The 24,239-nt window shown below is 63.1% G+C and carries 23 protein-coding genes; 12 read left to right on the top strand and 11 right to left on the bottom strand.

Features of this window, described 5'->3' with window-relative positions:
- Positions 1–8 precede the first annotated feature (8 nt).
- From greB to HU720_RS11300, 3 genes are all read right to left on the bottom strand, one after another.
- Positions 9–506 (bottom strand): transcription elongation factor GreB, encoded by a 498-nt coding sequence (greB, locus tag HU720_RS11310; RefSeq protein WP_186520012.1) that lies wholly within the window; start codon positions 504–506, stop codon positions 9–11.
- 81 nt (positions 507–587) lie between these two features.
- Complete coding sequence (locus HU720_RS11305; RefSeq protein WP_186520011.1) at positions 588–3,095, bottom strand: FtsX-like permease family protein; 2,508 nt, start codon at positions 3,093–3,095, stop codon at positions 588–590.
- On the bottom strand, positions 3,095–3,778 hold the full coding sequence (locus HU720_RS11300; RefSeq protein ID WP_186520010.1) for an ABC transporter ATP-binding protein: 684 nt from the start codon (positions 3,776–3,778) through the stop codon (positions 3,095–3,097). The genes HU720_RS11305 and HU720_RS11300 overlap by 1 nt, the downstream gene beginning before the upstream one ends.
- A gap of 10 nt (positions 3,779–3,788) precedes the next feature.
- Here HU720_RS11300 and HU720_RS11295 point away from each other — a divergent pair, with 10 nt between their 5' ends.
- From HU720_RS11295 to HU720_RS11285, 3 genes are all read left to right on the top strand, one after another.
- Entirely contained in the window at positions 3,789–4,394 is a 606-nt protein-coding gene (locus HU720_RS11295) for an arylesterase (RefSeq protein WP_186520009.1), read from the top strand.
- A gap of 58 nt (positions 4,395–4,452) precedes the next feature.
- Positions 4,453–4,752 (top strand): hypothetical protein, encoded by a 300-nt coding sequence (locus HU720_RS11290; RefSeq protein WP_186520008.1) that lies wholly within the window; start codon positions 4,453–4,455, stop codon positions 4,750–4,752.
- An 87-nt stretch (positions 4,753–4,839) separates the two neighbouring features.
- The gene (locus HU720_RS11285) at positions 4,840–5,817 is read left to right on the top strand and encodes a L,D-transpeptidase family protein (protein ID WP_186520007.1); all 978 of its coding nucleotides are present in this window, start codon (positions 4,840–4,842) and stop codon (positions 5,815–5,817) included.
- Between the two features lie 119 nt (positions 5,818–5,936).
- Here HU720_RS11285 and oprI read toward each other — a convergent pair whose 3' ends face one another.
- Positions 5,937–6,188, bottom strand: coding sequence for an outer membrane lipoprotei OprI (gene oprI, locus HU720_RS11280; protein ID WP_003259780.1), 252 nt, complete (start codon positions 6,186–6,188; stop codon positions 5,937–5,939).
- A gap of 503 nt (positions 6,189–6,691) precedes the next feature.
- On the opposite strand from oprI, the gene HU720_RS11275 reads away from it, so the two are divergent.
- Positions 6,692–6,973 carry a GNAT family N-acetyltransferase gene (locus tag HU720_RS11275; protein WP_110994199.1) on the top strand — a complete coding sequence of 94 codons (282 nt, stop codon included), beginning with the start codon at positions 6,692–6,694 and terminating at the stop codon, positions 6,971–6,973.
- A 61-nt stretch (positions 6,974–7,034) separates the two neighbouring features.
- Here HU720_RS11275 and HU720_RS11270 read toward each other — a convergent pair whose 3' ends face one another.
- Positions 7,035–8,111 carry a 3-deoxy-7-phosphoheptulonate synthase gene (locus tag HU720_RS11270; protein ID WP_186520006.1) on the bottom strand — a complete coding sequence of 359 codons (1,077 nt, stop codon included), beginning with the start codon at positions 8,109–8,111 and terminating at the stop codon, positions 7,035–7,037.
- Positions 8,112–8,270: 159 nt separating this feature from the next.
- Positions 8,271–8,702 (bottom strand): PilZ domain-containing protein, encoded by a 432-nt coding sequence (locus tag HU720_RS11265; protein WP_186520005.1) that lies wholly within the window; start codon positions 8,700–8,702, stop codon positions 8,271–8,273.
- Positions 8,703–8,812: 110 nt separating this feature from the next.
- On the opposite strand from HU720_RS11265, the gene HU720_RS11260 reads away from it, so the two are divergent.
- From HU720_RS11260 to cysB, 3 genes are all read left to right on the top strand, one after another.
- Positions 8,813–9,760: a putative 2-dehydropantoate 2-reductase gene (locus HU720_RS11260; RefSeq protein ID WP_186520004.1), complete on the top strand. Its 948-nt coding sequence runs from the start codon at positions 8,813–8,815 to the stop codon at positions 9,758–9,760.
- Between the two features lie 87 nt (positions 9,761–9,847).
- Positions 9,848–10,345 (top strand): universal stress protein, encoded by a 498-nt coding sequence (locus HU720_RS11255; RefSeq protein ID WP_186520003.1) that lies wholly within the window; start codon positions 9,848–9,850, stop codon positions 10,343–10,345.
- 125 nt (positions 10,346–10,470) lie between these two features.
- Positions 10,471–11,445 (top strand): HTH-type transcriptional regulator CysB, encoded by a 975-nt coding sequence (gene cysB, locus HU720_RS11250; protein WP_186520002.1) that lies wholly within the window; start codon positions 10,471–10,473, stop codon positions 11,443–11,445.
- A 64-nt stretch (positions 11,446–11,509) separates the two neighbouring features.
- Here the strand turns inward: cysB and HU720_RS11245 are convergent, their stop codons facing one another.
- The 5 genes from HU720_RS11245 to HU720_RS11225 all read right to left on the bottom strand — a co-directional run bounded on the left by HU720_RS11245 (position 11,510) and on the right by HU720_RS11225 (position 16,978).
- Entirely contained in the window at positions 11,510–12,244 is a 735-nt protein-coding gene (locus HU720_RS11245) for a phosphoadenylyl-sulfate reductase (protein ID WP_186520001.1), read from the bottom strand.
- Between the two features lie 92 nt (positions 12,245–12,336).
- Positions 12,337–13,680, bottom strand: coding sequence for an aminodeoxychorismate synthase component I (gene pabB, locus HU720_RS11240; protein ID WP_186520000.1), 1,344 nt, complete (start codon positions 13,678–13,680; stop codon positions 12,337–12,339).
- Positions 13,681–13,920: 240 nt separating this feature from the next.
- Complete coding sequence (locus HU720_RS11235; protein ID WP_186519999.1) at positions 13,921–14,901, bottom strand: alpha-L-glutamate ligase-like protein; 981 nt, start codon at positions 14,899–14,901, stop codon at positions 13,921–13,923.
- Positions 14,901–16,436, bottom strand: coding sequence for an inactive transglutaminase family protein (locus HU720_RS11230; RefSeq protein WP_186519998.1), 1,536 nt, complete (start codon positions 16,434–16,436; stop codon positions 14,901–14,903). The genes HU720_RS11235 and HU720_RS11230 overlap by 1 nt, the downstream gene beginning before the upstream one ends.
- A gap of 5 nt (positions 16,437–16,441) precedes the next feature.
- On the bottom strand, positions 16,442–16,978 hold the full coding sequence (locus tag HU720_RS11225) for an ATP-dependent zinc protease (protein WP_186519997.1): 537 nt from the start codon (positions 16,976–16,978) through the stop codon (positions 16,442–16,444).
- Between the two features lie 286 nt (positions 16,979–17,264).
- Here HU720_RS11225 and HU720_RS11220 point away from each other — a divergent pair, with 286 nt between their 5' ends.
- The 5 genes from HU720_RS11220 to prpF all read left to right on the top strand — a co-directional run bounded on the left by HU720_RS11220 (position 17,265) and on the right by prpF (position 24,077).
- Positions 17,265–17,981 carry a GntR family transcriptional regulator gene (locus tag HU720_RS11220; protein WP_186519996.1) on the top strand — a complete coding sequence of 239 codons (717 nt, stop codon included), beginning with the start codon at positions 17,265–17,267 and terminating at the stop codon, positions 17,979–17,981.
- Complete coding sequence (prpB, locus tag HU720_RS11215) at positions 17,978–18,868, top strand: methylisocitrate lyase (RefSeq protein WP_186519995.1); 891 nt, start codon at positions 17,978–17,980, stop codon at positions 18,866–18,868. The genes HU720_RS11220 and prpB overlap by 4 nt, the downstream gene beginning before the upstream one ends.
- 84 nt (positions 18,869–18,952) lie before the next feature.
- Complete coding sequence (gene prpC / locus HU720_RS11210) at positions 18,953–20,080, top strand: 2-methylcitrate synthase (protein ID WP_186519994.1); 1,128 nt, start codon at positions 18,953–18,955, stop codon at positions 20,078–20,080.
- A 165-nt stretch (positions 20,081–20,245) separates the two neighbouring features.
- The gene (gene acnD, locus HU720_RS11205) at positions 20,246–22,834 is read left to right on the top strand and encodes a Fe/S-dependent 2-methylisocitrate dehydratase AcnD (RefSeq protein ID WP_186520036.1); all 2,589 of its coding nucleotides are present in this window, start codon (positions 20,246–20,248) and stop codon (positions 22,832–22,834) included.
- Positions 22,835–22,886: 52 nt separating this feature from the next.
- Positions 22,887–24,077, top strand: a complete 1,191-nt coding sequence (gene prpF / locus HU720_RS11200; RefSeq protein ID WP_186519993.1) for a 2-methylaconitate cis-trans isomerase PrpF — start codon at positions 22,887–22,889, stop codon at positions 24,075–24,077.
- Positions 24,078–24,239: the final 162 nt, after the last annotated feature.

The raw sequence follows: 24,239 nt of genomic DNA, 5'->3' as shown, positions 1-24,239 counted from the left end.
GTGGGTGCTTAGGCTTGCGTGTCGCCGACGGGCGATGAGGGGTACTCAATGCTCACCACAAACCAAACCGCTTCGCCCGTAGGCGTTTGCACAACAACCTCGTCACCCTCGGTTTTTTTCAGCAAGGCGCGGGCCATGGGCGAGTCGATTGAAATGTAGTCGTTGCGCCCGTAGATCTCGTCATAACCCACAACCCGAAACCGCTTGCGCTCTTCGTCCTCATTCTCGATTTCGACCCAAGCCCCAAAAAATACCCGTCCTTCCTGTTCTGGGGAGTAATCGACGACACGGATGTCTTCCAGGCGTTTGCGCAGGTAGCGGATCCGCCGATCGATCTCACGCAAAAGCTTCTTGTTGTACTGGTAGTCAGCATTCTCACTGCGGTCCCCAAGGGATGCAGCCCAGGTGACCTTCTGCGTGATTTCGGGCCGGTAGGTGTGCCAGAGATGGTCGAGCTCTGCTTTGAGCGCAGTGTGGCCCTCTCGGGTGATGATGTTGGTGGCCAACCTTTACTCCTACAGTTTCAGATGATGGCAAGTGCGGCAGACTAGCATGCCGCTTTGCTCATATATCGCCGTTGGCGCGTTTCAACCTTCGCGCAGCACCGTCAGTGGGCTGGCATTGAGCGCCCGGCGCGTACCAATTACCCCGGCGCCACCGACCAGCACGGCACCGGCCAGCGGCAGCAGCAACAGCCATGGGTGCGGTGCCCACTGCAAGGCGAAGGCATAGCGGTACAACGCCCAGGTGATCAGCTCGCAGCCAAGCGCCGCCAGTACACCGCTCACCGCCCCCAGCAGCCCGAACTCGATGCGCCTGGCTTTGACCAACAGCGGCCGCGCCGCGCCGAGGGCGCGCAGCAGCGCACCTTGGCGGATGCGCTCGTCCAAGGTTGCCTGCAGGCCTGCGAACAGCACCGCAAGGCCTGCGGCCAGCACGAACAGCAACACGTATTCCACCGCCAACGTCACCTGGGCAAGGATGCTGCGCAGCTGCGCGAGCAGGGCATCGACCTGCAAGATGGTCACTGCCGGGAAGGTCCGTGACAGTGCCACCACTTCGGCGTCATGGCCCGGTGCCAGGTAGAAGCTGGTGAGGTAGGTGGTGGGCAGGCCTTGCAGCGTGCCCGGCTGGAAGATCATGTAGAAGTTTGGCTGGAAGCTGTCCCAGTGCACCGTGCGCAGGCTGCTGACCCGGGCCTGGCGCTGCTGGCCCGCGATATCGAAGGTCAGCAGATCGCCCAGCTGCAGTTTCAGGCTCAGGGCCAGTTCTGCCTCCACCGAAACGCCGGGGATGGTGTCATTGGCTGGCGCTTGTTGCCACCAAGTGCCTGCGGTGAGCGCGTTGCCCGGTGGCAAGTCAGCGGCCCAGGTCAGGCTGAGGTCACGCTGCACGGCGCGCTCGCCGGTGGACTCCTTGCTTACAAGCTGCCGCACTGGCTCGTCGTTGATATGCGTGAGCCGCCCCGGTATCACCGGGTACAGCGGCGCCGACGTGGCGTTGATCCGGGCCAGGTGCTCGGCGAACGGCTGGCGATCGTCGGGCAGGATGTTCAGGGCGAAGTGGTTGGGTGCGTCCTTCGGCAACTGCGCCTGCCAGTTGTCCAGCAGTTCCGCACGCAGCAGGGCAACCAGGCCCATGGCCAGCAGAATCAGGCCAAAGGCCAGCGCCTGGCCGGCCGCGGCCAGCGGATGGCGCAGCAGCTGGCCGAGCCCCAGGCGCCACGCCAGGGGGGCGCCGGCCAGCAATTGGCGCAGGCTACGCAAGCCGAGCAGCAGCAGGCCGCCGAGCACGAGCGCAGCAATCAGGCCGCCACCCAGCAGGGCGAAGGTGAGCAAAAGGTCCAGGCTCAGGCGCCACATGATCAGGCCCAGGGCAAACAGTGCGGCGCCATACACCAACCAACTGCTAGGGGGGATGGGCAGCAAGTCGCGGCGCAGCACACGCAGCGGTGGTACGCGGCCAAGGGCTGCCAGCGGCGGCAAGGCGAAGCCGGCCAGGGCCACCAAACCGGTGCCGATGCCGGCCAGCGCCGGGGTAATGCCGCCTGGCGGCACCTGGCTCGGCAGCAGGCCTTCGAGCAGGCGGAACAGGCCCAGTTGCGCCAGCCAGCCAAGCATCGCACCGCCCAGGGCTGCGACCGCACCCAGCATCGCCAGTTGCAGGCAGTACAGGCCCAGCGCCTGGTGCCGCGACAACCCAAGGCAGCGCAGCAGCGCACTGGCATCCAGGCGCCGGGCGGCATAACGGCTGGCCGAAAGCGCCACGGCGACCCCAGCCAGCAGCACGGCCACCAGGCTCGCCATGTTCAGGTAGCGTTCGGCCTTGCCCAGGGCGCCGCCGATCTGGCGGTTGCCATCACGGGTGTCGAGCAGGCGTTGGTTGGCGGCCAGCGAAGGTTCTGCCTTGAGGCGGTACTCAGCCAGTGCCTGCGGCTCGCCGCGCCACAGGTCGCGGTAGCTGACCCGGCTGCCGGGTTGAATCACCCCGGTGGCTTCAAGGTCGGCCAGGTTCATCAGCACCCGCGGGGTCAGGCTATAGAAGTTGTTGGCACGGTCCGGCTCGTAGGTGAGCACGCGGCTCATGCGCAGGCTTTTCATGCCGACATCGATGCTGTCGCCAATCGACAGGCCCAGCGCCACCAGCAGGCGCGGTTCAACCCACACCTCGCCAGGTGCCGGCCCGCCGCCTGGGGTTTCGTTGGCAAACGGGGCAGGGGCGCTGCGCAACTCGCCGCGCAGCGGGTAGGCCTGGCCGGCGGCTTTGATGCTCGACAGTTGGATGCCGTTGTCGCCGCCAACCACGCTGGTGAACTCTACCACCTGGGCATGGCGCAGGTTCAGCGCGGCCCCGCTGGCGATTTGCTGTTCGCTGGCCGGCGCGCTGCCTTGCAGCACCAGGTCGGCGCCTAGAAATTCGCTGGCGCGCAGTTGCATGGCGCCGTTCAGGCGGGCGCCGAAGTAGCCGATGGCCGTGCTGGCCGCCACCGCCACCAGCAAGGCAAAGAACAACACGCGCACTTCGCTGGCGCGAATATCGCGTAACAGCTGGCGCAGGGCCAGGCCCCACAGGCGCAGGAAAGACAAGCGGGTCATCAAGGCTCCAGGGGCGCCACCAGGCGGCCGGCATCCAGGCGGATCTGGCGGTGGCAGCGCCGCGCCAGGCGTTCATCGTGGGTGACCAGCACCAGCGTGGTGCCGCGCTCCTGGTTCAGCTCGAACAACAGGTCGCTGATGCGCTCGCCGGTATGGCTGTCGAGGTTGCCGGTAGGTTCGTCGGCGAACAAGACGGCAGGTTGCGCGGCAAAGGCGCGGGCAATCGCCACCCGTTGCTGCTCGCCGCCTGATAGCTGGCGCGGGGTGTGGGTCAGGCGTTGGCCCAGGCCTACGCGCTCAAGCAAGCTGCGCGCGTGCTCACGGGCATCGCGGCGGCCGTCCAGCTCCAGCGGCAGCATGACGTTTTCAAGGGCGTTGAGGCTGTCGAGCAACTGGAACGACTGGAATACAAAGCCCACGTGCTCGGCGCGCACCCGGGCGCGCTGGTCTTCATCGAGGGGGCCGAGGTCCTGGCCGGCCAGTATCACCTTGCCGGCACTTGGGCGGTCCAGGCCGGCCAGCAGGCCCAGCAGGGTGGACTTGCCCGACCCCGAGGCGCCGACGATGGCCAGGCTGTCGCCTTGGGCAAGGTCCAGGCTCAGGGCATGGAGGATGGTCAGGTCACCTTCCGCGCTGGGGACCACTTTGCTAAGGTTCTGCGCAACGAGAATGCTTGGGCCCATGGAGAATCCAATGCGAATGTGGTGGTTGAGTGCCGGCCTGGCCTTGTGTTGCATGGCCCAGGCGGCTACGGCGGGAACCGTACTGGTTGTCGGCGATAGTATCAGCGCAGGTTTTGGCCTGGATACCCGCCAGGGGTGGGTTACCTTGTTGCAACAGCGGCTGAAGGACGAGGGTTTTGATGACCAGGTGGTCAATGCCTCGATCAGCGGCGACACCAGCGCAGGAGGCCAGGCGCGCCTGCCGGCGCTGCTTGCAGCACACAAGCCGGCGCTGGTGGTGGTCGAGCTGGGTGGCAACGATGGGCTGCGCGGGCAGCCGCCACAGCAATTGCAACAAAATCTTGCTTCGATGATCGACCGTTCTCGCGCGGCGGGGGCCAAGGTGGTGTTGCTGGGCATGCGCCTGCCGCCCAACTACGGCCAGCGTTACACCACGGCGTTTGCCCAAGTCTATGAGCAGTTGGCCCGCCAGAAAAACGTCGCACTGGTGCCGTTCTTTCTGGAGGGCGTAGGCGGTGTCCCCGAACTGATGCAAGCCGACGGCCTGCATCCGGCAGCGGCTGCCCAGCAGCGCTTGCTGGAAAATGCCTGGCCGACGATAAAACCACTGCTGTGACGCTTTTATCGGGGGCCGCTTTCGGCTAATGTTGCGCCCCCCGATTCGAGTGCCCCCGATGCCCCGCCCCGCCTGGTCCCTGTACGCCTATCAACTGATCGAGCCTGACGAACAACTTGACCTGTTCGCCTGCCAGGAAGTGCGCGTGCATTTGGCTGCCCGTCAGCTGGAACTCGGTGTGCCGGTCGACCGCACCCTGTGCGGAGGGCTGCTGCCAGCGCAACCGCGCTGGTCGGCAGTGGAGCGCGCCATCTACCGAGACGAGCGCCTGTGCCCGCTGTGCAAGGCCATTCTCGACGCCCAGCGCCGTGGCATGCGCCCGGTGTGGCCGGAACTCTCGGCGCCTTTCATCATCTGAAACGCATGCACGCCGACGACGCCTCCCGCTTGTTCAGGGCCGGGTGTACAATCGCTGTCTTGACTGATCTTTCAAAGGATTTACCGGATGTTGCCGCGCTTTCCTGCCGTCACCCGTCGCCTCTCCCTGGCCGCCTTGCTGGCGGCCGGCCCTGCTGTCGCGCTGGAACTGCCGTTGCCGCCACCCGGTGAAGACGTGGTCGGCCAGGTGCAGGTGATCAAGGCCAAGTACGAAGACACCTTCGCCGACATTGGCACCGCCAACGACTTGGGCTACCTGGAAATGATCGCCGCCAACCCCGGTGTCGACCCTTGGTTGCCGGGCGCTGGCACTGAAATCGTGCTACCAACCCGTTATATTCTGCCACCAGGCCCGCGTGAAGGCATTGTCATCAACCTGGCCGAGTACCGCCTCTATTACTACCCGAAAGGGCAGAACGTGGTGCACACCTTCCCGTTGGGTATTGGCCGTGAAGGCTGGGGCTCGCCAATTGCCAATACCAAGATCACTGCCAAAACCCCGAACCCTACCTGGACGCCGCCTGCCTCGATTCGCGCCGAGCATGCCGCCGATGGCGACATCCTGCCTGCTGTGGTGCCAGCCGGCCCGGACAACCCGCTGGGGCCGTTCAAGTTCACCCTGGGCGTACCGGGTTACTTGATCCATGGTTCGAACAAGAAGTTCGGCATTGGCATGCGTACCAGCCATGGCTGTTTCCGCATGCTCAACAACAATGTGCTGACGCTGTCGAAGATGGTGCCAGTGGGTACGCCCGTTCGCATTATCAGCGAGCCTTACAAGTTTGGTGTCAGCGCTGGCAAGGTCTATCTCGAAGCCCACACGCCGCTGGATGACCAAGGCAATCCGTCGGTAGTTGACAAGCACACTGCGGTCATCAACGCGTTGCTCAAACGTGAAGACCTGGCCAACAACTTGCGCATGAACTGGGACATGGTTCGCGATGTGGTGGCGGCCGAAGATGGCATGCCAGTTGAAATCGCGGTGCCGGTCAATGGCAACGGTGCTGCGCCGGTGGTATCGAGCATTCCCGCCGAATTGCAGTAAGCCGCTTTACGCTGCGCCGGGGCCTGCCATAGTGCAGGCCCTTTTCGTTGGCGGTTACGACGGGCAATAAAAAAGCCGACCCACAAGTGGGTCGGCTTCTTAACAATCCGTAAGGATTATTACTTGCGGCTGGCTTTGTCCAGCATACGCAGAGCGCGCTCATTGGCTTCGTCAGCAGTTTGCTGAGCCTTCTGAGCAGCTGCCAGAGCGTCGTCAGCTTTGCGGTAAGCTTCGTCTGCACGAGCTTGGGCGCGAGCTGCTGCGTCTTCGGTAGCGGTCAGGCGAGCTTCGGTTTCTTTGGAGACGCTGCTGCAACCGGTAGCCAGAACTGCGGCCAGAGCCAGAGCAGAGAATTTCAGAACGTTGTTCATCGTGTTCCCCTTCAAGGACTTTCTATTAAAGAGCCATCTCTCGGAAAAGAGAAACTGGCCGGCGTACATAGTACCCATTACTTGTAGTAAGTAAACTGACAGAGCGCAAGAACTGCAAAAAAAATGCGGCTGCAGCCTGCCACCGGCGGGTGTTGCAGGCAATCTCGCCGCCACCTGTACGAACGCTGCAAGCGATTGTAGCAATGGAACTTTTTTCGTGAACTTAAGGTGACTTAAACTGTCTCTGTGCGTCATAGCCCTTAGACTATCCGGCTACTGTAGTACACCTGAAGCCTCTTTGTGAAAGCCCTGTCATTGCATTTTCATCGACGTTGCTTGAGCAATCCCGCTCGCGCCGCCTACTATTTGTAGGTGCTCTTGGGCAGAACGATGCACAAGGCAGGGTTGTCCAAGGGCCAGAGGGTGGCGTAGAGGCTCTAGCGCCGGATAAAAACCACATCGGTAAGGCAAGGGTCTGCCACGAAGACCTGCGAGGAGTAGTGATGAGCGAAACGCTGACCATCCACCATGACCAGGCCGGTCATCAGTTCGAGACCAATGTGGACGGTCACCGGGCCTACCTGACGTACATGGACCTGGGCAAGCAGACGCTGGACATCTACCGCACCTTCGTGCCGAACGCCCTGCGTGGGCGCGGGATAGCCGCCGCACTGACCGAAAAGGCCCTTGAGTACGCCGAGCAGATGGGCTACACGGTGATCCCATCGTGCTCCTACGTCGAGCGTTACATGGAGCGCCAGCAGCGCCACTCAAGCAAAGCCTGAAGGCATTGCAGACACGAAAACGCCGGGCATTTGCCCGGCGTTTTCGTGTCTGCGTATAGCCTCAGCCGCGCTGGCGGTTAGGCAGTACGTCCTTGAGCTTGGCGCGCATGCTGCGCAGGGCTTTCTCGGTGGCAGCCCAATCGATGCAGGCATCGGTAACCGAAACGCCGTACTGCAGCTCGTCGAGGTTTTTCGGGATCGCCTGGCAGCCCCAGTTCAGGTGGCTTTCTACCATCAGGCCGATGATCGACTGGTTGCCTTCGAGGATCTGGTTGGCGACGTTTTCCATCACCAGCGGTTGCAGCGCCGGGTCCTTGTTGGAGTTCGCGTGGCTGCAGTCGACCATGATGTTCGGCTTGATCTTGGCTTTGGCCAGGTCCTGCTCGCAGAGCGCGACGCTGACCGAATCATAGTTGGGTTTGCCGTTGCCACCGCGCAATACCACGTGCCCGTAGGCGTTGCCCTTGGTGGTCACGATCGACACGCCGCCTTCCTGGTTGATGCCAAGGAAGCGGTGCGGCTTGGACACCGACTGCAAGGCGTTGATGGCAACGGTCAGGCCGCCGTCGGTGCCGTTCTTGAAACCGACCGCCGAGGACAGGCCGGATGCCATTTCGCGGTGGGTTTGCGATTCGGTGGTGCGTGCGCCGATGGCCGACCAGCTGATCAGGTCCTGCAGGTACTGCGGGGAGATCGGGTCGAGTGCTTCGGTGGCGGTGGCCAGGCCTTTTTCGGCAAGGTCCAGCAGCAGTTGGCGACCGATGTGCAGGCCATCCTGGATCTTGAACGAGTCATCCAGGTACGGGTCGTTGATCAGGCCCTTCCAGCCTACGGTGGTGCGCGGCTTTTCGAAGTACACGCGCATGACCAGGTACAGGGTGTCGGAAACTTCCTCGGCCAGGACTTTCAGGCGGTCGGCGTACTCGTGGGCGGCCTTGATGTCATGAATGGAGCAGGGGCCTACCACCACGAACAGGCGATGGTCCTTGCCGTCGAGGATATTGCGCACCACTTCGCGGCCAGCAGTCACGCTTTGCAGGGCCTTGGTGCTGAGGGGGATTTCCTTCTTGAGCTGATCGGGGGTGATCAAAGTCTCGTTGGAGGCAACGTTAAGGTCATCGATCTGTAAATCAGCCATCGTGTTACTCGTCAGGTCACGGGTGCCGGCCGCCAGCGATCCCCGTGCGGCCCAGCAGCAGATTGTTCGCAGCGGGGAGGCCGAACCTTAGCGCGTTAGCGGGAGTGCGACAATGGGCGGCGTCCCGTCGGCATGGGGTTTTTGCCGACAATTAGGGTTTCAGACGGGGCCGGCGCGCAGGCTGGCCTCGGAAAATGCCTCGGCATTGAGGGTGACCCACTGCGCCGCGAGCTGTTGCGTGGCGCTGTCGCCAAGCTGGCCGCTGGCGTGCAACTGGCAGTAATGGTGAATTTGGCAGACCTGCTCGCCCATGCGTGCACCAAACAGTGTCTCGCTGTCAGTGAACGCCACGCCCACCCGGTACCCCACGTCCAGGCGCTGGCACCAGGCAACGTAGCCGGGGTAGCGGGCGTCCACCCCTAGCGACGGAATCAGCACCTCGACCGCCGTGCCGCGGCGGTAGGCGCGTGCTTGCAGGCAGGCGATGCCACCCAGCCCCTGGGTATGCAAATGGCGGCGGTACAGGCTGGAGGAATGACGAAAGGTAAGTTCGACCGGAATGTCGTCAGGATGGGCCAGGTATCGGGGCATGCTCGACTCCGTGTCGATTATTTGACCATTGTTAATGGCCAGTATAGTGAGGGCTCGAAAACCGGCTGATTTAGGTGTAGAAAAACGGACGAATGACGCAGGAGAAAAACATGGACCCTCGCAGCACTCGCATTGGCATCATTGGCACAGGTGCCATTGGTGGTTTCTACGGGCTGATGCTGGCCCGCGCCGGCTTCGACGTGCACTTCTTGCTACGCAGTGAGTACCAGGCCGTGCGCGAGCATGGCATCAGGGTCGACAGCGCCGTGCACGGCCAGGTGTACATGCCAGTCAACGCCTATGCCAACGCCGCCGACATGCCGCCCTGCAACTGGTTGCTGGTGGGCGCCAAAGCCACCAGCAATGAACAGTTGGCACCACTTATCGTGCAAGCGGCGGCCCCCGATGCCAAGGTAGTGCTGCTGCAGAACGGCCTGGGGGTCGAGGAGCAATTGCGCCCGGCATTGCGTGCCGACCTGCATCTGCTCGGCGGTTTGTGCTTCATTTGCGTCAACCGCCAGGGCCCCGGGGACATTCGTCACCAGGCACTCGGGGCGGTCAACCTGGGCTACCACAGCGGCCCGGGCGGCGCCGATGCCGAGCAGGTGGTTGAGGAAGGTGCCGGGTTGTTCCGTGCTGCGGGCATTGATTCGCAGGCCATGGCCAACCTCGACCAGGCGCGTTGGCAGAAGCTTGTGTGGAATGTGCCCTACAACGGCCTTTCGGTGCTGCTCCAAGCCAGTACGACGCCGTTGATGGCCGACCCCGACAGCCGCGCCCTAATTGAGGCGCTGATGGCTGAAGTGGTCGAGGGCGCCAAGGCCTGTGGCCAGGTGCTGCCCGACGGCTACGCCGCGCACCTGCTCCGTGTCACCGAACAGATGCCCGATTATTGGCCGAGCATGTACCACGACCACACCCAGCAGCGCCCACTGGAGTTGCAAGCAATCTACGCCGAGCCCCTCAAACGGGCCGCTGCTGCCGGCTGCCAACTGCCACGCATGCAGGCGTTGTATCAGTCGCTGGCGTTCATGGACCGGCGCAGTCAGCCCAACTGAGAATGGCCGCGCCGGACGGCCAGGCGAGGGCCAAAGGCGCTGCTAAGCTGAACCTTGCTCTGCCGAAACGGCAGTCGAGGAGGTCGAATGATCCGTTCCATGCTGTACGCAACCGACCTCGGTGTGTACGCGCCTTTTGTCTTGCAGCACGCGCTTGCCCTGGCGCGGACTTTCAATGCAGAGCTGTATGTGATCCACGCTGTCGAGCCCATGGGCCAGTTCGCCGAGTCCCTGCTGCAAAGCTACCTTGACGAGCAGACCCTCGACGCCCTGCATAGTGAGGGGGTGAACACGGTCATGGCCAATATCGAGCAGCGTGTCCTGGAAAACTTCCGCGATGAACTCGGCGAGGTGGCCGACCTTGCCCTGATCCGTGCGGTGCGCGTGCGCCAGGGCGACCCGGCCCAAGTCATCCTTGATCAGGCGCAGCGGCTGCAAGTCGACCTGTTGATTTTTGGCAGCCACGCCGCAGGGGCAGGGGTGGATGTGCCGATTGGCAGGACAGCCGTGAGGTTGCTGCAACTGTCGCCGGTGCCGGTGTACATGGTGCCTCTGGCGCAGCACCTGGGGCGCAGGAAGCTGTGACAAAGCCGGTAGGCCGCCGAGCGCAGTCGTAACAAAATAGTTCTAGATTTATTGCCGGAGCCACTAATATAGTTATAACTCGTCGCGGCCAGCTGCCGGTGACTCACCGTCTTTGAGGGATATCTATGAAGCTTCAACAACTGCGCTACATCTGGGAAGTGGCGCACCATGACCTCAACGTTTCGGCGACGGCGCAAAGCCTTTATACCTCCCAGCCTGGCATCAGCAAGCAGATCCGCCTGCTCGAAGACGAGCTGGGCGTCGAGGTTTTTGCCCGTAGCGGCAAGCACCTGACCCGTGTCACCCCGGCGGGTGAGCGCATTATCACGACCGCTGGCGAAATCCTGCGCAAGGTCGAGAGCATCAAGCAGATCGCCCAGGAATTCTCCAACGAGAAAAAGGGCACGCTGTCCATTGCCACCACTCACACTCAGGCGCGCTATGCGCTGCCGCCGGTGATCAGCAATTTCATCAAGCAGTACCCGGATGTGTCCCTGCACATGCACCAGGGTTCGCCCATGCAGATTGCCGAAATGGCGGCTGACGGCACTGTCGATTTTGCCATCGCCACCGAGGCGCTGGAGCTGTTCGGCGACCTGATCATGATGCCGTGCTACAAGTGGAACCGTTGCGTGGTGGTGCCGCAAGGCCACCCGCTGACCAAGCTGCCCAAGCTCACCCTGGAAGCGGTCGCCGAATACCCGATTGTTACCTATGTATTCGGCTTCACCGGACGCTCCAAGCTCGACGAGGCTTTCAACCACCGCGGCCTGACCCCCAAGGTGGTGTTCACCGCAGCCGATGCCGACGTGATCAAGACTTATGTGCGTCTGGGGCTGGGTGTTGGTATCGTGGCCAAGATGGCGGTCGATCCCAAGCTGGACAGCGACCTGGTGTGCCTGGATGCCAGCGAGCTGTTCGAGGCCAGCATCACCAAGATCGGCTTCCGTCGCGGCACTTTCCTGCGTGGTTTCATGTGCGATTTCATCGAGAAATTCGCCCCGCACCTGACCCGTGAAGTGATGGCCAAGGCCATCCAGTGCCACAACAAACAAGAGCTTGAAGAGCTGTTCGAAGGCGTCGAACTGCCCGTGCACTGATCCAGCGCGCGCTGTACAGGAGCGGCCTTGTGCCGCCAAGGGCCGCAAAGCGGCCCCGCTTTCTTTACGCTTTGCTGATCAAATTGCCGGCATGCAGCCCGCATTCTTTCTGCGTCGCTTCTTCCCACCACCACCGCCCTTCACGCTCATGCTGGCGCGGTAATACCGGGCGCGTGCAGGGCTCGCAGCCGATGCTGATGAAGCCCCGCTCGTGCAGTGCATTGAATGGCAGCTCAAGCATGCGGATGTAACCCCAGACTTCCTCGCTGCTCATCTGCGCCAGCGGGTTGAACTTGTACAGGGTGTGCTCTGGGGAGGAAAACGCAGTGTCGATTTCCAGTGCCGCTACCTGGCTGCGGGTGCCGGGGCTCTGGTCGCGGCGCTGGCCAGTGGCCCAGGCGCTGACGGTCGCAAGCTTGCGGCGCAACGGTTCGATCTTGCGAATGCCGCAGCACTCGCCGTGGCCGTCCTTGTAGAAGCTGAACAGGCCCTTTTCCTTGACGAACGGGTCGAGTTTGTCGCGGTCTGGGCTGAGCAGCTCGATAGGCAGGTTGTACTGCTCGCGCACCTGGTCAATGAAACGGTAGGTTTTCGGGTGCAGGCGCCCGGTGTCGAGGCTGAACACCTTGACCTGTTTGTTGAGTTTCCAGGCCATGTCCACCAGCACCACATCCTCGGCGCCGCTGAAGGAAATCCACAGGTCGTCGCCGAAATGCTCGAAGGCGAGCTTGAGGATCTCCTGCGGGGATTTGCTGGCATAGGTCGCGGCCAGGGCGGCGACGTCGAAGGGTTGGCTCATCAGGCGGTTTCCATCGGGTGAGTGGCGCTGTGCGCTCGTAGTGCGCAGATGGTAACAAAAAATGGCGGGCCCACGGGCAGCTGCGCAGGCGCTTACAAGCCCTGCAGCGTCTCCATCAGTACCCGCACCTTGGCAATAGACTCTTCGTACTCGGCCTGCCAGCTGGAATCAGCCACCACAGCGCCGCCGCCCCAGCAACTGACGTGCCCCTCTTTGATCAGCAGGCTGCGGATGGCAATGGAGCTGTCCATTTCGCCGCGCACATCCACATACAGCAACGAGCCGCAGTACAGGGCGCGGCGGGTTGGCTCGAGTTCGTCGATGATCTGCATGGCGCGGATCTTCGGCGCGCCGGTGATCGAGCCACCGGGGAAGCTGTCGCCGATCAGTGTCAGTGCGTCCTTGCCTGGCGCCAGGCGGCCGGTGATGCTGCTGACCAGGTGGTGGACGTTGGGGTAGCTTTCCAGGCTGAACAGCTCCGGCACCTTGACCGAACCGATCTGGCAGGTGCGGCCGATGTCGTTGCGCAACAAGTCGACGATCATCAGGTTTTCCGAGCGGTCCTTGGGGCTGGCCAGCAACTGAGCCGCGTTGCGGGCGTCCTCGTCCGGGTCTTGGGCGCGTGGGCGGGTGCCCTTGATTGGCCGGGTTTCTACCTCGCCCTGGCTGACGCGCACGAAACGCTCGGGTGAAAAACTCAGTATCGCAGCGCCATTACCCAGCTGCTGATAACCCGAGAAGGGTGTGGGGCAGGCAGCACGCAGGGCCTGATAGGCATGCCAGGGGTCACCCTGGCAGGGCGCGCGAAAGCGTTGTGTGAGGTTGATCTGGTAGCAATCGCCGGCCTGGATGTAGTGCTGCACCTGGTCGAATGCCGTACGGTACTGCTCGGCAGTCAGGTCGCCCGCCATCGGCGCCAGCAGGCTGAATGCCGTGCGTTCGGGCAGGTGTTCGGCGCTGAAAAGCGTGATCAGGCGCAGGCGTTCGGCTTCGCTGAGCGCTGGGTGGAATACCAGCTGGCTGGTCTGTAGCTGGTGGTCCGACACCAGCGCCCAGGCGTACAGGCCAAGCTGCGCATCGGGCAAGCCTAGGTCGTCCGTGGCCAGCGCTGGTAATTGCTCCAGGCGGCGGCCGAAGTCGTAGCTCAAGTACCCGATCAGGCCACCTGCGAATGGCAGCTCGATTGCATCCGGCAACTGCGCCTCGCCCAATGCAGTCAGCGCCTGGCGCAGGCGCTGCAGGTAGTCGCGGCCAGCTTCGCCCGTTTGTGCCTGCAACTGTTGCAGGGGCCAGGCGCTGAGCAGGTCGAAACGACCGCGCTCGGCGCCGGGGCGGGCGCTGTCGAGCAGGATCGCCCCCGGTTCACTGCGCAGGCGTGCGAAGTAGTGGGCGGGGTCGGCTTGGTAGGGCAGGGGATGGAGCGTACAGGTCGGCATCAGAATGGACGGCGATGAAAAAGCAAGGAGCGCGATTGTAGACCTGTGTAGGAAATGCGCCTAGCGCTGGGGCGACATTTGCATGCCAGCGATCACGCTGAGCGTGTAGGAGCGGCCTTGTGCCGCGAATGGGGTGCGAAGCGCCCCCTTGGATTTTTGCCTCTAGCGGGTATCGCCGGGGCCGCATAGCGGCCCTTTCGCGACACGAGGCCGCTCCTACAGAGAGAGCGTAACCGGCTATCAGTGCGGCACGACGTGGCCGAACAGGCCCTGAGCCACCTTGACCCGCTGCTCGGCATCTTCGCTGCGCCCTTCCTTGGCCAGCATTTCGATATGCGCCTCGATAGCGTGGGTGCGTTGGGTCAGGCCGCAGTCGTTGGCGATCTGGATGTTCAGGCCGGGGCGGGCGTTCAGTTCAAGGATCAGCGGCCCTTTGTCCTGGTCCAGCACCATATCCACACCGATGTAGCCCAGGCCGCACAGCTCGTAGCAGTTGGCGGCAAGCTTCATGAAGCCGTCCCAGTTCGGCAACTGCACGCCGTCCACCGCGTTAGTGGTGTCTGGGTGCTTGCTGATGATCTTGTTCAGCCAGGTGCCGCGCAAGGTCACGCCAGTGGCAAGGTCCACACCCACGCCGATGGCGCCCTGGTGCAGGTTGGCCTTGCCGCCGGATTGGCGGGTCGGCAGGCGCAACATGGCCATCACCGGGTAACCCATCAGCACGATGATGCGGATGTCCGGCACGCCTTCATAGCTGATGCTCTTGAAGATCTGGTCGGGCGTGACGCGGTACTCGATCAGCGCGCGGTCGCGGTGCCCACCAAGTGAATACAGGCCGGTGAGGATGCTGGAAATCTGGTGCTCGATTTCCTCGTGGCTGATGATCTTGCCCGACACCGTGCGGTAGCGGTCCTCGAAACGGTCGGCGATCACCAGGATGCCGTCACCGCCGGCGCCCTGGGCCGGCTTGATGACGAAGTCGCTGCGCCCACCAATGATCTCGTCGAGCTTGTCGATCTGCTTTTCGGTCTCGATCACGCCGTACATTTCCGGCACATGAATGCCGGCCGCCAGCGCGCGCTCCTTGGTGATGATCTTGTCGTCGACGATCGGGTACAGGTTGCGCTTGTTGTACTTGAGGACGTAGTCCGCGTTGCGCCGGTTGATGCCCATGATGCCCCGGGCTTCCAGGGCCTTCCACGTCTTGATCAGTCCGAACATCAGGCGTCAGCCTTCTTCAGGAATGCCTTGAAGCGCACGAGCTCGGTCAGGCGGTAGCCACGGTAGCGGCCCATCGCCAGCATGAAGCCCACCAGGATCAGCAGCACAGCCGGGAAGGTGAACACGAAGTACACAGCCTCTGGCACGGTCATCAGCAGGTGCGCCAGGGATGCGGCGAACAGGGTGCCGATAGCCACTTTCATGGCATGGCCGCCACCACGTTCTTCCCAGGTGATCGACAGGCGTTCGATGGTCATGGTCAGAATCACCATCGGGAACAGTGCAACCGACAGCCCACGCTCCAGGCCCAGCTTGTGGCTGAACAGGCTGATGGCGGCAATCAGCACCACCACGAAGGTCAGCACCACCGACAGGCGCGGCAGCATCTGCAACTTCAGGTGTTCAAGGTAGGAGCGTAGCGACAGCCCCAGCGCGGTAATCACCGTGAACAGCACGATGCCGAAGCCCAGCTGGGTTTCACGGAAGGCCAGGGCGATCAGCACCGGCGTGAAGGTACCCAGGGTCTGGATGCCGATCAGGTTGCGCAGCACCAGGATCACTAGCACGCCGATCGGGATCATCACCATGATCATGAAGGTCTGCTGAGTCTGCAGCGGCAGGCCGTACAGCGAGTATTCCAGGAAGTCGGCGTCAGTGTTCTCGTCGGTCAGTTTGGCCAGGCGGATGGCGTTCATCTCGCTGTTGTTCATGCTGAAGGTCACGCTGGCTTTCTTGCCGCCATCGACGCTGATCAGGTTGTCATCGCCGGTCCACCACAGCAGGCGGTCGTTTGGCAGGCCCTGCTCGCCGGTGTCCGGGTTGAAGTACAGCCAGTCGTTGCCATTGAAGCTGCGCAGCCACAGCTCAGGGGTTTGCGGGGTGTCGGCGACCAGGCGAATGGTGTGGACCTTTTCCAGCGGCACGTGGGCAATCGACAGCAGCAGGTCGATGACCTGGGCTTTTTTCATCGACGAAGTGTCACCGGCCAGCAGCAGCTTGACGTTGTCGTCGTTGAGGTTGTTGACGCGCTTGATGGTCTCGCCGACAAAAGTCTCGACGTCGGCCGAATGCTGGCGGATAGGCGCCATCAGTGCTTCGGCGGCGATCTTCTCGGGGCCCTCGACGGCCTGGCTGTCGCGGAAGGTCGGGCCTTTGATCTTGGTTTTTTCGGTGCTGTAGCGTTTGGTCAGCACCAGGCGGTAGTACAGCGTCTGGTTGCCGCTGGCGCGACGTGCCGACCAGGTGACCTTGCGGTTGCCATCGGCGCGGTTGATGCTGACACCATAGTTGTTGGAGATGAAGCTCTCGTTGAGGCTGACGTAGTCGCGGTTCAACGGCGGCACGAACATCTGCACCTTGACCGGGTCCTTGGAACTGGCGACGAACTCGACCTTGGCGTCGATGTTCCACAGGTCGTCGGTTTCGTCTTCGGTCACCGGGATGCCCAGAGCAAAGATCTGATAGGCCGTAATGGCAACGCCCAGCAGCACCAGTACGGTGATCAGGACTTTCAGGTGGAGGGTAAGAGAGCGCATCGGGATTACTCTGCTTTGGGAGCTTCGGTGGCGCAGGCAGGTTTGCCGGCCGCGTATTTTAGGCTTGGGTCGACCAGCGCATCCATGTGCTTGAGGGCCTCGGAGCCGATCAGCAGCGGGAACTGGAACGCGCTGCGGTCGGTGAGGTTGACCTCGATGGTGCGGCGGGTCTGGCCCATGCAGATGTCGAGTTCGATGACCGGGCGGGCAGTGTAGGCCTTGCCCGATTCGGCGTCGTAGTCCCCGGCGCGGCGTTTGATCTTGCTGACACGGGCCAAGGGGCGTTCGATGGGGTGCTTGTGTGCGGCGTCGATGGCCAGATAGAAGCGCACCCAGCTTTCGCCGTTGCGCTTGAAGCGCTTGATGTCGCGGGCACTGAGCGAGGCGGTCTTGGCGCCGGTGTCGAGCTTGGCCGCCACTTCAAGGTCCAGGTCGCCCAGGCGGGCGTACTCGTTCAGGCCATAGACGGTTTTTTCCGCAGCCGGGGCAAAGGCCGGCAGCAGAGCAAGGCAGAGCAGCAGTGGAGCGGGTATCAGTCTCATAATCCTGGCGCGTTGCTGTGCGGGTTTCTGGGCAAGGCGACTGGCCAAGCATCCTTTTTAGGGCTGTCGACAGTATGAAACGACGACAGTCACGCTATCCGTGCTCGCAAAGGAGCGCGGCATTCTATCACGCCGATGTGCCGGCGCCAGCGCGTCCGCGATCTGACCGCAGGTAGGCGGGGTAAGTTCGTTATTAGACGATTGTCGACAATATGCTTTTTGTCTTTGACTGACGGCCTCTAGTTAGCTAGTTTTGCCAGCAAGGATTCAAAAGGTGTCGACAATCATGCTCGAAGCAGCCCCCGTTACCGCACTGATGCAGGACGAAACCGAGACCCTCTCTGAGAACGTCTTCCGGCGCATCCAGGCTGCCATCGTCAAAGGCGAGATCGCCCCGGGCAGCAAAATCTCCGAACCTGAGCTTGCCCGCACCTACGGCATCAGCCGCGGCCCGCTGCGCGAGGCCATTCACCGCCTCGAAGGCCAGCGCCTGTTGGTGCGCGTGCCCCACGTCGGCGCGCGGGTGGTTTCACTGAGCCATGCCGAGCTGATCGAACTGTACGAAATCCGCGAATCGCTTGAAGGCATGGCCTGCCGGCTGGCCGCCGAGCGCATGAGCCAGGCCGCTATCGACGAGCTGCGCCATGTGCTCGATACCCATGAGCGCGACGCCGCGTTCCAGGCCGGGCAGGGCTATTACCAGCAGGAAGGCGACTACGACTTCCATTACCGGATCATCCAGGGCAGCGGCAACCAGACCCTCTACAAAATGCTGTGCGGCGAGCTGTACCAACTGGTGCGCATGTACCGCATCCAGTTTTCCAGCACCCCCAACCGGCCCCGCCAGGCGTTCGCCGAGCACCACCGCATTCTCGATGCCATCGAGGGGCGTGACGGCGAACTGGCAGAACTGCTGATGCGCCGCCATATCGGCGCGTCCAGGTGCAATATCGAACGCCACTTTCAAGGCACCGACAACAATAGCCCACGAGGTGATTCATGACAGTCAAGAGCACGCCCGGCCAACGCTTTCGCGAGGCGGTCGCCGCCGAACATCCGTTGCAGGTGGTCGGTACGATCAACGCCAACCATGCATTGCTGGCCAAGCGCGCCGGGTTCAAGGCCATCTACCTGTCTGGTGGTGGCGTAGCCGCAGGCTCGCTGGGCCTGCCTGACCTGGGCATCAGCAACCTCGACGACGTGCTCACCGATGTGCGGCGCATCACCGATGTCTGCGACTTGCCATTGCTGGTGGATGTCGATACCGGCTTTGGCGCTTCGGCGTTCAACGTGGCGCGCACTGTCCGTTCGATGTGCAAGTTCGGCGCGGCAGCCATTCATATCGAGGACCAGGTGGGCGCCAAGCGCTGCGGCCACCGCCCCAACAAAGAAATCGTCTCGCAGCAGGAGATGGTCGACCGCATCAAGGCGGCGGTGGATGCCCGTAGCGACGACAGCTTCGTCATCATGGCGCGCACCGACGCCCTGGCGGTAGAGGGCCTGAATGCCGCGCTGGACCGTGCGGCGGCCTGCGTCGAAGCCGGCGCCGACATGATCTTCCCCGAAGCGATCACCGAACTTGCCATGTACAAGACCTTCGCCGAGCGGGTGAAGGCGCCGATCCTGGCCAATATCACCGAATTTGGTGCAACGCCGCTGTACACCACCGAGCAGTTGGCTTCGGTTGACGTGTCGCTGGTGCTGTACCCGCTGTCGGCCTTCCGCGCCATGAACAAGGCAGCCGAGAACGTCTACACCGCGCTGCGCCGTGACGGCACGCAGCAGAACGTGATCGACACCATGCAGACCCGCATGGAGCTGTACGACGCCATTGGTTATCACGCGTTCGAGCAGAGCCTCGATGCGTTGTTTGCGCAGAAGAAAGGTTGAGTGAATGCCGGTGCGGGCCCTTCGCGGGGCCGCACCGAATCAGCCAGAAAGACTTCATAACAAATTCAAGAAAGGAGAAACCCCATGGCCGAAGCAAAAGTACTCAGTGGCGCAGGCCTGCGTGGCCAGGTGGCCGGGCAGACGGCGCTGTCGACCGTCGGCCAGGCTGGTGCCGGCCTGACCTACCGTGGCTATGACGTACGCGATCTGGCCGCCGCTGCCGAGTTTGAGGAAGTCGCCTATCTATTGCTGTATGGCGAGCTGCCAAGCGCTGCGGAACTGGCCGACTACAAGCACAAGCTCAAAGGCCTGCGCCAATTGCCCCAGGCGCTGAAAGAAGTGCTGGAGCGCATCCCGCGCGATGCCCACCCGATGGATGTGATGCGCACTGGCTGCTCGATGCTGGGCACCCTGGAGCCCGAGCTCACCTTCGACACCCAGCGCGACAAGACCGATCGCCTGCTGGCGCTGTTCCCGGCAGTGATGTGCTACTGGTACCGCTTCAGCCACCATGGCGTGCGCATCGATTGCAGCAGCGACGAGGACACCTTGGGTGGCCACTTCCTGCACCTGCTGCACGGCAAGAAGCCCAGCGGCCTGCACGTCAAGGTGATGAACGTCTCGCTGATTCTGTATGCCGAGCACGAATTCAACGCCTCGACCTTCACCGCCCGGGTTTGTGCCTCGACCTTGTCGGACCTGTATTCGTGCATCACCGCTGCCATCGGCTCGCTGCGCGGCCCGTTGCATGGCGGCGCCAACGAGGCGGCAATGGCGCTGATCGAGCGCTTCAGCAGCCCGCAGGAGGCCACCGCCGAGCTGCTGCGCATGCTGGAGCGCAAGGACAAGATCATGGGCTTCGGCCATGCCATCTACAAAGAGTCCGACCCACGCAACGAGGTTATCAAGGGCTGGGCCAGGCAGCTTGCCGATGAGGCGGGTGACACGGTGCTGTACCCGGTCTCCGAGGCCATCGACAAGACCATGTGGGAGCAGAAACGCCTGTTCCCCAATGCTGACTTCTACCACGCCTCGGCGTACCACTTCATGGGCATCCCGACCGAGCTGTTCACGCCGATCTTCGTCTGCTCGCGCCTGACCGGCTGGGCCGCCCACGTGTTCGAGCAGCGCGCCAACAACCGCATCATCCGCCCGAGTGCCGAATATACAGGCGTCGAGCAGCGCAAGTTCGTGCCGATCGAGCAGCGTTGAGTCACCGGGCGCTGGGGGCTGCTTTGCAGCCCTTTCGCGACACAAGGCCGCTCCTACAGGGGGCGCGCTTTTCTGTAGGAGCGGCCTTGTGTCGCGAAAGGGGCGCGCAGCGCCCCCAGTGGCCAGGCCTGCATACTGAATACCGTGACCGAGTCTGATAACTATATGAACAGCGCCTACCGCAAGCTCCTGCCAGGCACCGCCCTGGACTATTTCGATGCCCGCGCCGCCATTGAGGCCATCCAGCCAGGCGCCTACGACCGGCTGCCCTATACCGCGCGCGTGCTCGCCGAAAACCTGGTGCGCCGCTGCAACCCCGCCACCCTCGACGCCTCCCTGGGCCAGTTGATCGAGCGCAAGCGCGATCTCGATTTCCCATGGTTCCCGGCGCGTGTGGTGTGCCATGACATTCTTGGCCAGACCGCGCTTGTAGACCTTGCCGGCCTGCGTGACGCCATCGCCGACAAAGGCGGCGACCCGGCCCAGGTCAACCCGGTCGTGCCGGTGCAACTGATTGTCGATCACTCCCTGGCCGTCGAATGCGGCGGCTACGACCCGCAGGCCTTCGCCAAGAACCGCGCCATCGAAGACCGGCGCAACGAAGACCGTTTCCATTTCATCAACTGGACCAAGCAGGCGTTCAAGAACGTCGATGTGATCCAGCCGGGCAACGGCATCATGCACCAGATCAACCTGGAAAAAATGTCGCCGGTCATCCACAGCGACCAGGGCGTGGCCTACCCGGACACCTGCGTCGGCACCGACAGCCACACCCCGCATGTCGATGCGCTGGGCGTGATCGCCATTGGTGTCGGTGGCCTGGAAGCGGAAAACGTCATGCTTGGCCGCGCCTCGTGGATGCGCCTGCCAGAAATCATTGGCGTCGAGCTGACCGGCCGCCTGGCGCCGAACATCACCGCCACCGACCTGGTGCTGGCGCTGACCGAATTCCTGCGCAAGCAGAAGGTGGTCGGGGCCTGGCTTGAGTTCCATGGCGCCGGCGCCAGCGCGCTGACCCTGGGCGACCGCGCCACTATTTCCAACATGGCCCCGGAATACGGCGCCACGGCGGCAATGTTCGCCATTGACCAGCAAACACTGGACTACCTCACCCTGACCGGGCGTGACGATGCCCAGGTGCAACTGGTCGAGGCCTATGCCAAGGCGGCTGGCCTGTGGGCCGACAGCCTGGCCAACGCCGAATACGAGCGTACTCTGAGCTTCGACCTGGGTAGCGTGGTGCGCAACATGGCCGGCCCCTCCAACCCCCATGCGCGGGTTGCCACGACCGACCTTGCTGCCAAGGGCATTGCCGGCCAGTGGCAGGAGGTGCCGGGGCAGATGCCCGACGGCGCGGTGATCATCGCGGCAATTACCAGTTGCACCAACACCAGCAACCCGCGCAACGTCATCGCCGCCGGCCTGATTGCGCGCAATGCCAACCAGCTTGGGCTGACCCGCAAGCCATGGGTCAAGTCGTCGCTGGCGCCGGGCTCCAAGACCGTGCAGCTGTACCTCAAGGAAGCGGGCCTGGAGCAGGAGCTGGAACAGTTGGGCTTTGGCATCGTCGCCTTCGCCTGCACCACCTGCAACGGCATGTCCGGGGCGCTGGACCCGGCGATCCAGCAGGAAATCATCGACCGCGACCTGTACGCCACCGCCGTGCTGTCGGGCAACCGCAACTTCGACGGGCGCATCCACCCTTACGCCAAGCAGGCGTTTTTGGCCTCGCCGCCGCTGGTAGTGGCCTATGCGATTGCCGGCACCATCCGTTTCGATATCGAAAAGGACGTGCTGGGTGTGGTCGATGGCAAGGAAATTCGCCTCAAGGACATTTGGCCCAGCGACGCCGAGATCGACGCCGTGGTGCGCGCTTCGGTCAAGCCCGAGCAGTTCCGCCAGGTGTACATCCCGATGTTCACCATCGAGGAGGACACTGGGCCGAAAGTGGCGCCGTTGTATGACTGGCGCCCGATGAGTACCTACATTCGCCGCCCGCCGTACTGGGAAGGCGCCCTTGCCGGCGAGCGCACGCTGCGTGGCATGCGCCCGCTGGCGGTGCTGCCGGACAACATCACCACCGACCACCTGTCGCCCTCCAACGCCATCATGCTGGACAGCGCTGCCGGGGAATACCTGGCGAAAATGGGCCTGCCGGAAGAGGACTTCAACTCCTACGCCACCCACCGTGGTGACCACCTGACCGCCCAGCGCGCCACGTTCGCCAACCCCAAGCTGTTCAACGAGATGGTGCGTGACGCCCAAGGCAAGGTGCAGCAAGGCTCGCTGGCGCGTATCGAGCCTGAAGGGCAGGTGACGCGCATGTGGGAGGCCATCGAGACCTACATGGCGCGCAAGCAGCCGCTGATCATCATTGCCGGCGCCGACTACGGGCAGGGGTCTTCACGCGACTGGGCCGCCAAGGGTGTGCGCCTGGCGGGTGTCGAGGCGATTGCCGCCGAAGGTTTCGAGCGCATTCACCGCACCAACCTGGTGGGTATGGGCGTGCTGCCGCTGGAGTTCAAGCCGGGCACCGACCGCAATACCTTGCAGCTCGATGGCAGCGAAACCTACGACGTAGTCGGTGAGCGCACACCGCGTGCGACCCTGACGTTGCTGGTCACCCGGCGCAACGGTGAGCGCGTCGAGGTGCCGGTGACCTGCCGTCTGGATACCGCCGAAGAGGTGTCGATCTACGAGGCGGGCGGGGTGCTGCAGCGCTTTGCCCAGGACTTCCTGGAAGGCACAGCCTAATAGCCATTTGTGGGGGCGGGCAGGCCCGCTCCTGCGCAAAGGAACACTCAACATGAGCCATGTGCCGCAAATCCGCATCCCCGCCACCTATATGCGTGGCGGCACCAGCAAAGGCGTATTCTTCCGCCTGCAAGACCTTCCGCCAGCGGCGCAAACCAAGGGCCCGGCCCGCGATGCGCTGCTGCTGCGTGTCATCGGCAGCCCCGACCCCTACGCCAAGCAGATCGACGGCATGGGCGGCGCGACCTCCAGCACCAGCAAGACGGTCATCGTAGCCCCCGCCAGCAAGCCCGGCCACGACATTGATTACCTGTTCGGCCAAGTGTCCATCGACAGCGCCTTCGTCGACTGGAGTGGCAACTGCGGCAACCTGTCCGCTGCCGTGGGTTCGTTCGCCATCAGCAACGGCCTTGTCGATGCCGGGCGCATTCCGCGTGATGGCATTGCCACGGTACGCATCTGGCAGGCCAATATCGGCAAGACCATCATTGCCCATGTGCCCATCACGAATGGTGAGGTACAGGAAACGGGTGATTTCGAACTGGATGGCGTGACGTTTCCGGCCGCCGAAGTGCAATTGGAGTTCCTCGACCCGGCCGCCGATGAAGGTGACGGCGGAGGCGCGATGTTCCCCACGGGCAACTTGGTGGATGAGCTGGAAGTGCCGGGTATTGGCACCTTCAAGGCGACGCTGATCAATGCCGGCATCCCGACCATCTTCGTCAATGCTGCCGATATCGGCTACACCGGCACCGAACTGCAGGACGCCATCAACAGTGACCCAGCGGCGCTGGCGCGGTTTGAGACGATTCGCGCCTATGGCGCGGTGCGCATGGGCCTGATCGAGCACATCGACCAGGCTGCTGGGCGGCAGCACACGCCAAAAGTGGCGTTTGTCGCAGCGCCAGCCTCGTACACGGCCTCCAGCGGCAAACCCGTGAAGGCCGAGGATGTCGACCTGCTGGTGCGGGCGTTGTCGATGGGTAAGTTGCACCACGCCATGATGGGCACTGCGGCAGTGGCCATCGGCACGGCCGCGGCGATTCCGGGCACGCTGGTGAACCTTGCAGCCGGCGGCGGCGCGCGTAGTGCAGTGCGCTTCGGCCACCCCTCCGGGACCTTGCGGGTGGGCGCCGAGGCCAGTGGGGAGGGCGGACAGTGGACGGTCACCAAAGCCATCATGAGCCGCAGCGCGCGGGTGCTGATGGAAGGCTGGGTGCGCGTGCCGGGCGATAGTTTCTGACACGGTCAGGAAATCGCCGGGGCTGCTTTGCAGCCCATCGCAGGCTGCCGCCAGCTCCCACAGAGGCCATGTTCAACCGCAACCTTGCTGGTTGGACCCAATCCTGTGGGAAATGATAGACAGTTGTGGCGAGCGGGCTTGTCCCGCGTTGGGCTGCGCAGC

This window comes from Pseudomonas sp. SWRI51, from assembly GCF_014268825.1.
GTDB lineage: Bacteria > Pseudomonadota > Gammaproteobacteria > Pseudomonadales > Pseudomonadaceae > Aquipseudomonas > Aquipseudomonas farsensis.
Note: the sequence above shows the minus strand (reverse complement) of the source record. Positions and strands in the feature narration are given on the sequence as shown.

What these genes read in the sequence shown, in the direction of transcription:
- prpF (WP_186519993.1), top strand. Translation starts at nt 22,887, where the DNA reads ATGAGCCATGTGCCGCAAATCCGCATCCCCGCCACCTATATGCGTGGC.
- HU720_RS11300 (WP_186520010.1), bottom strand. Translation starts at nt 3,778, where the DNA reads ATGGGCCCAAGCATTCTCGTTGCGCAGAACCTTAGCAAAGTGGTCCCC.
- HU720_RS11245 (WP_186520001.1), bottom strand. Translation starts at nt 12,244, where the DNA reads ATGAGCCAACCCTTCGACGTCGCCGCCCTGGCCGCGACCTATGCCAGC.
- HU720_RS11270 (WP_186520006.1), bottom strand. Translation starts at nt 8,111, where the DNA reads ATGGCTGATTTACAGATCGATGACCTTAACGTTGCCTCCAACGAGACT.
- acnD (WP_186520036.1), top strand. Translation starts at nt 20,246, where the DNA reads ATGAACAGCGCCTACCGCAAGCTCCTGCCAGGCACCGCCCTGGACTAT.
- HU720_RS11220 (WP_186519996.1), top strand. Translation starts at nt 17,265, where the DNA reads ATGCTCGAAGCAGCCCCCGTTACCGCACTGATGCAGGACGAAACCGAG.
- HU720_RS11255 (WP_186520003.1), top strand. Translation starts at nt 9,848, where the DNA reads ATGATCCGTTCCATGCTGTACGCAACCGACCTCGGTGTGTACGCGCCT.
- HU720_RS11285 (WP_186520007.1), top strand. Translation starts at nt 4,840, where the DNA reads ATGTTGCCGCGCTTTCCTGCCGTCACCCGTCGCCTCTCCCTGGCCGCC.
- oprI (WP_003259780.1), bottom strand. Translation starts at nt 6,188, where the DNA reads ATGAACAACGTTCTGAAATTCTCTGCTCTGGCTCTGGCCGCAGTTCTG.
- HU720_RS11265 (WP_186520005.1), bottom strand. Translation starts at nt 8,702, where the DNA reads ATGCCCCGATACCTGGCCCATCCTGACGACATTCCGGTCGAACTTACC.
- cysB (WP_186520002.1), top strand. Translation starts at nt 10,471, where the DNA reads ATGAAGCTTCAACAACTGCGCTACATCTGGGAAGTGGCGCACCATGAC.
- pabB (WP_186520000.1), bottom strand. Translation starts at nt 13,680, where the DNA reads ATGCCGACCTGTACGCTCCATCCCCTGCCCTACCAAGCCGACCCCGCC.
- prpB (WP_186519995.1), top strand. Translation starts at nt 17,978, where the DNA reads ATGACAGTCAAGAGCACGCCCGGCCAACGCTTTCGCGAGGCGGTCGCC.
- HU720_RS11235 (WP_186519999.1), bottom strand. Translation starts at nt 14,901, where the DNA reads ATGTTCGGACTGATCAAGACGTGGAAGGCCCTGGAAGCCCGGGGCATC.
- prpC (WP_186519994.1), top strand. Translation starts at nt 18,953, where the DNA reads ATGGCCGAAGCAAAAGTACTCAGTGGCGCAGGCCTGCGTGGCCAGGTG.
- HU720_RS11305 (WP_186520011.1), bottom strand. Translation starts at nt 3,095, where the DNA reads ATGACCCGCTTGTCTTTCCTGCGCCTGTGGGGCCTGGCCCTGCGCCAG.
- HU720_RS11230 (WP_186519998.1), bottom strand. Translation starts at nt 16,436, where the DNA reads ATGCGCTCTCTTACCCTCCACCTGAAAGTCCTGATCACCGTACTGGTG.
- HU720_RS11275 (WP_110994199.1), top strand. Translation starts at nt 6,692, where the DNA reads ATGAGCGAAACGCTGACCATCCACCATGACCAGGCCGGTCATCAGTTC.
- HU720_RS11260 (WP_186520004.1), top strand. Translation starts at nt 8,813, where the DNA reads ATGGACCCTCGCAGCACTCGCATTGGCATCATTGGCACAGGTGCCATT.
- HU720_RS11295 (WP_186520009.1), top strand. Translation starts at nt 3,789, where the DNA reads ATGCGAATGTGGTGGTTGAGTGCCGGCCTGGCCTTGTGTTGCATGGCC.
- HU720_RS11290 (WP_186520008.1), top strand. Translation starts at nt 4,453, where the DNA reads ATGCCCCGCCCCGCCTGGTCCCTGTACGCCTATCAACTGATCGAGCCT.
- HU720_RS11225 (WP_186519997.1), bottom strand. Translation starts at nt 16,978, where the DNA reads ATGAGACTGATACCCGCTCCACTGCTGCTCTGCCTTGCTCTGCTGCCG.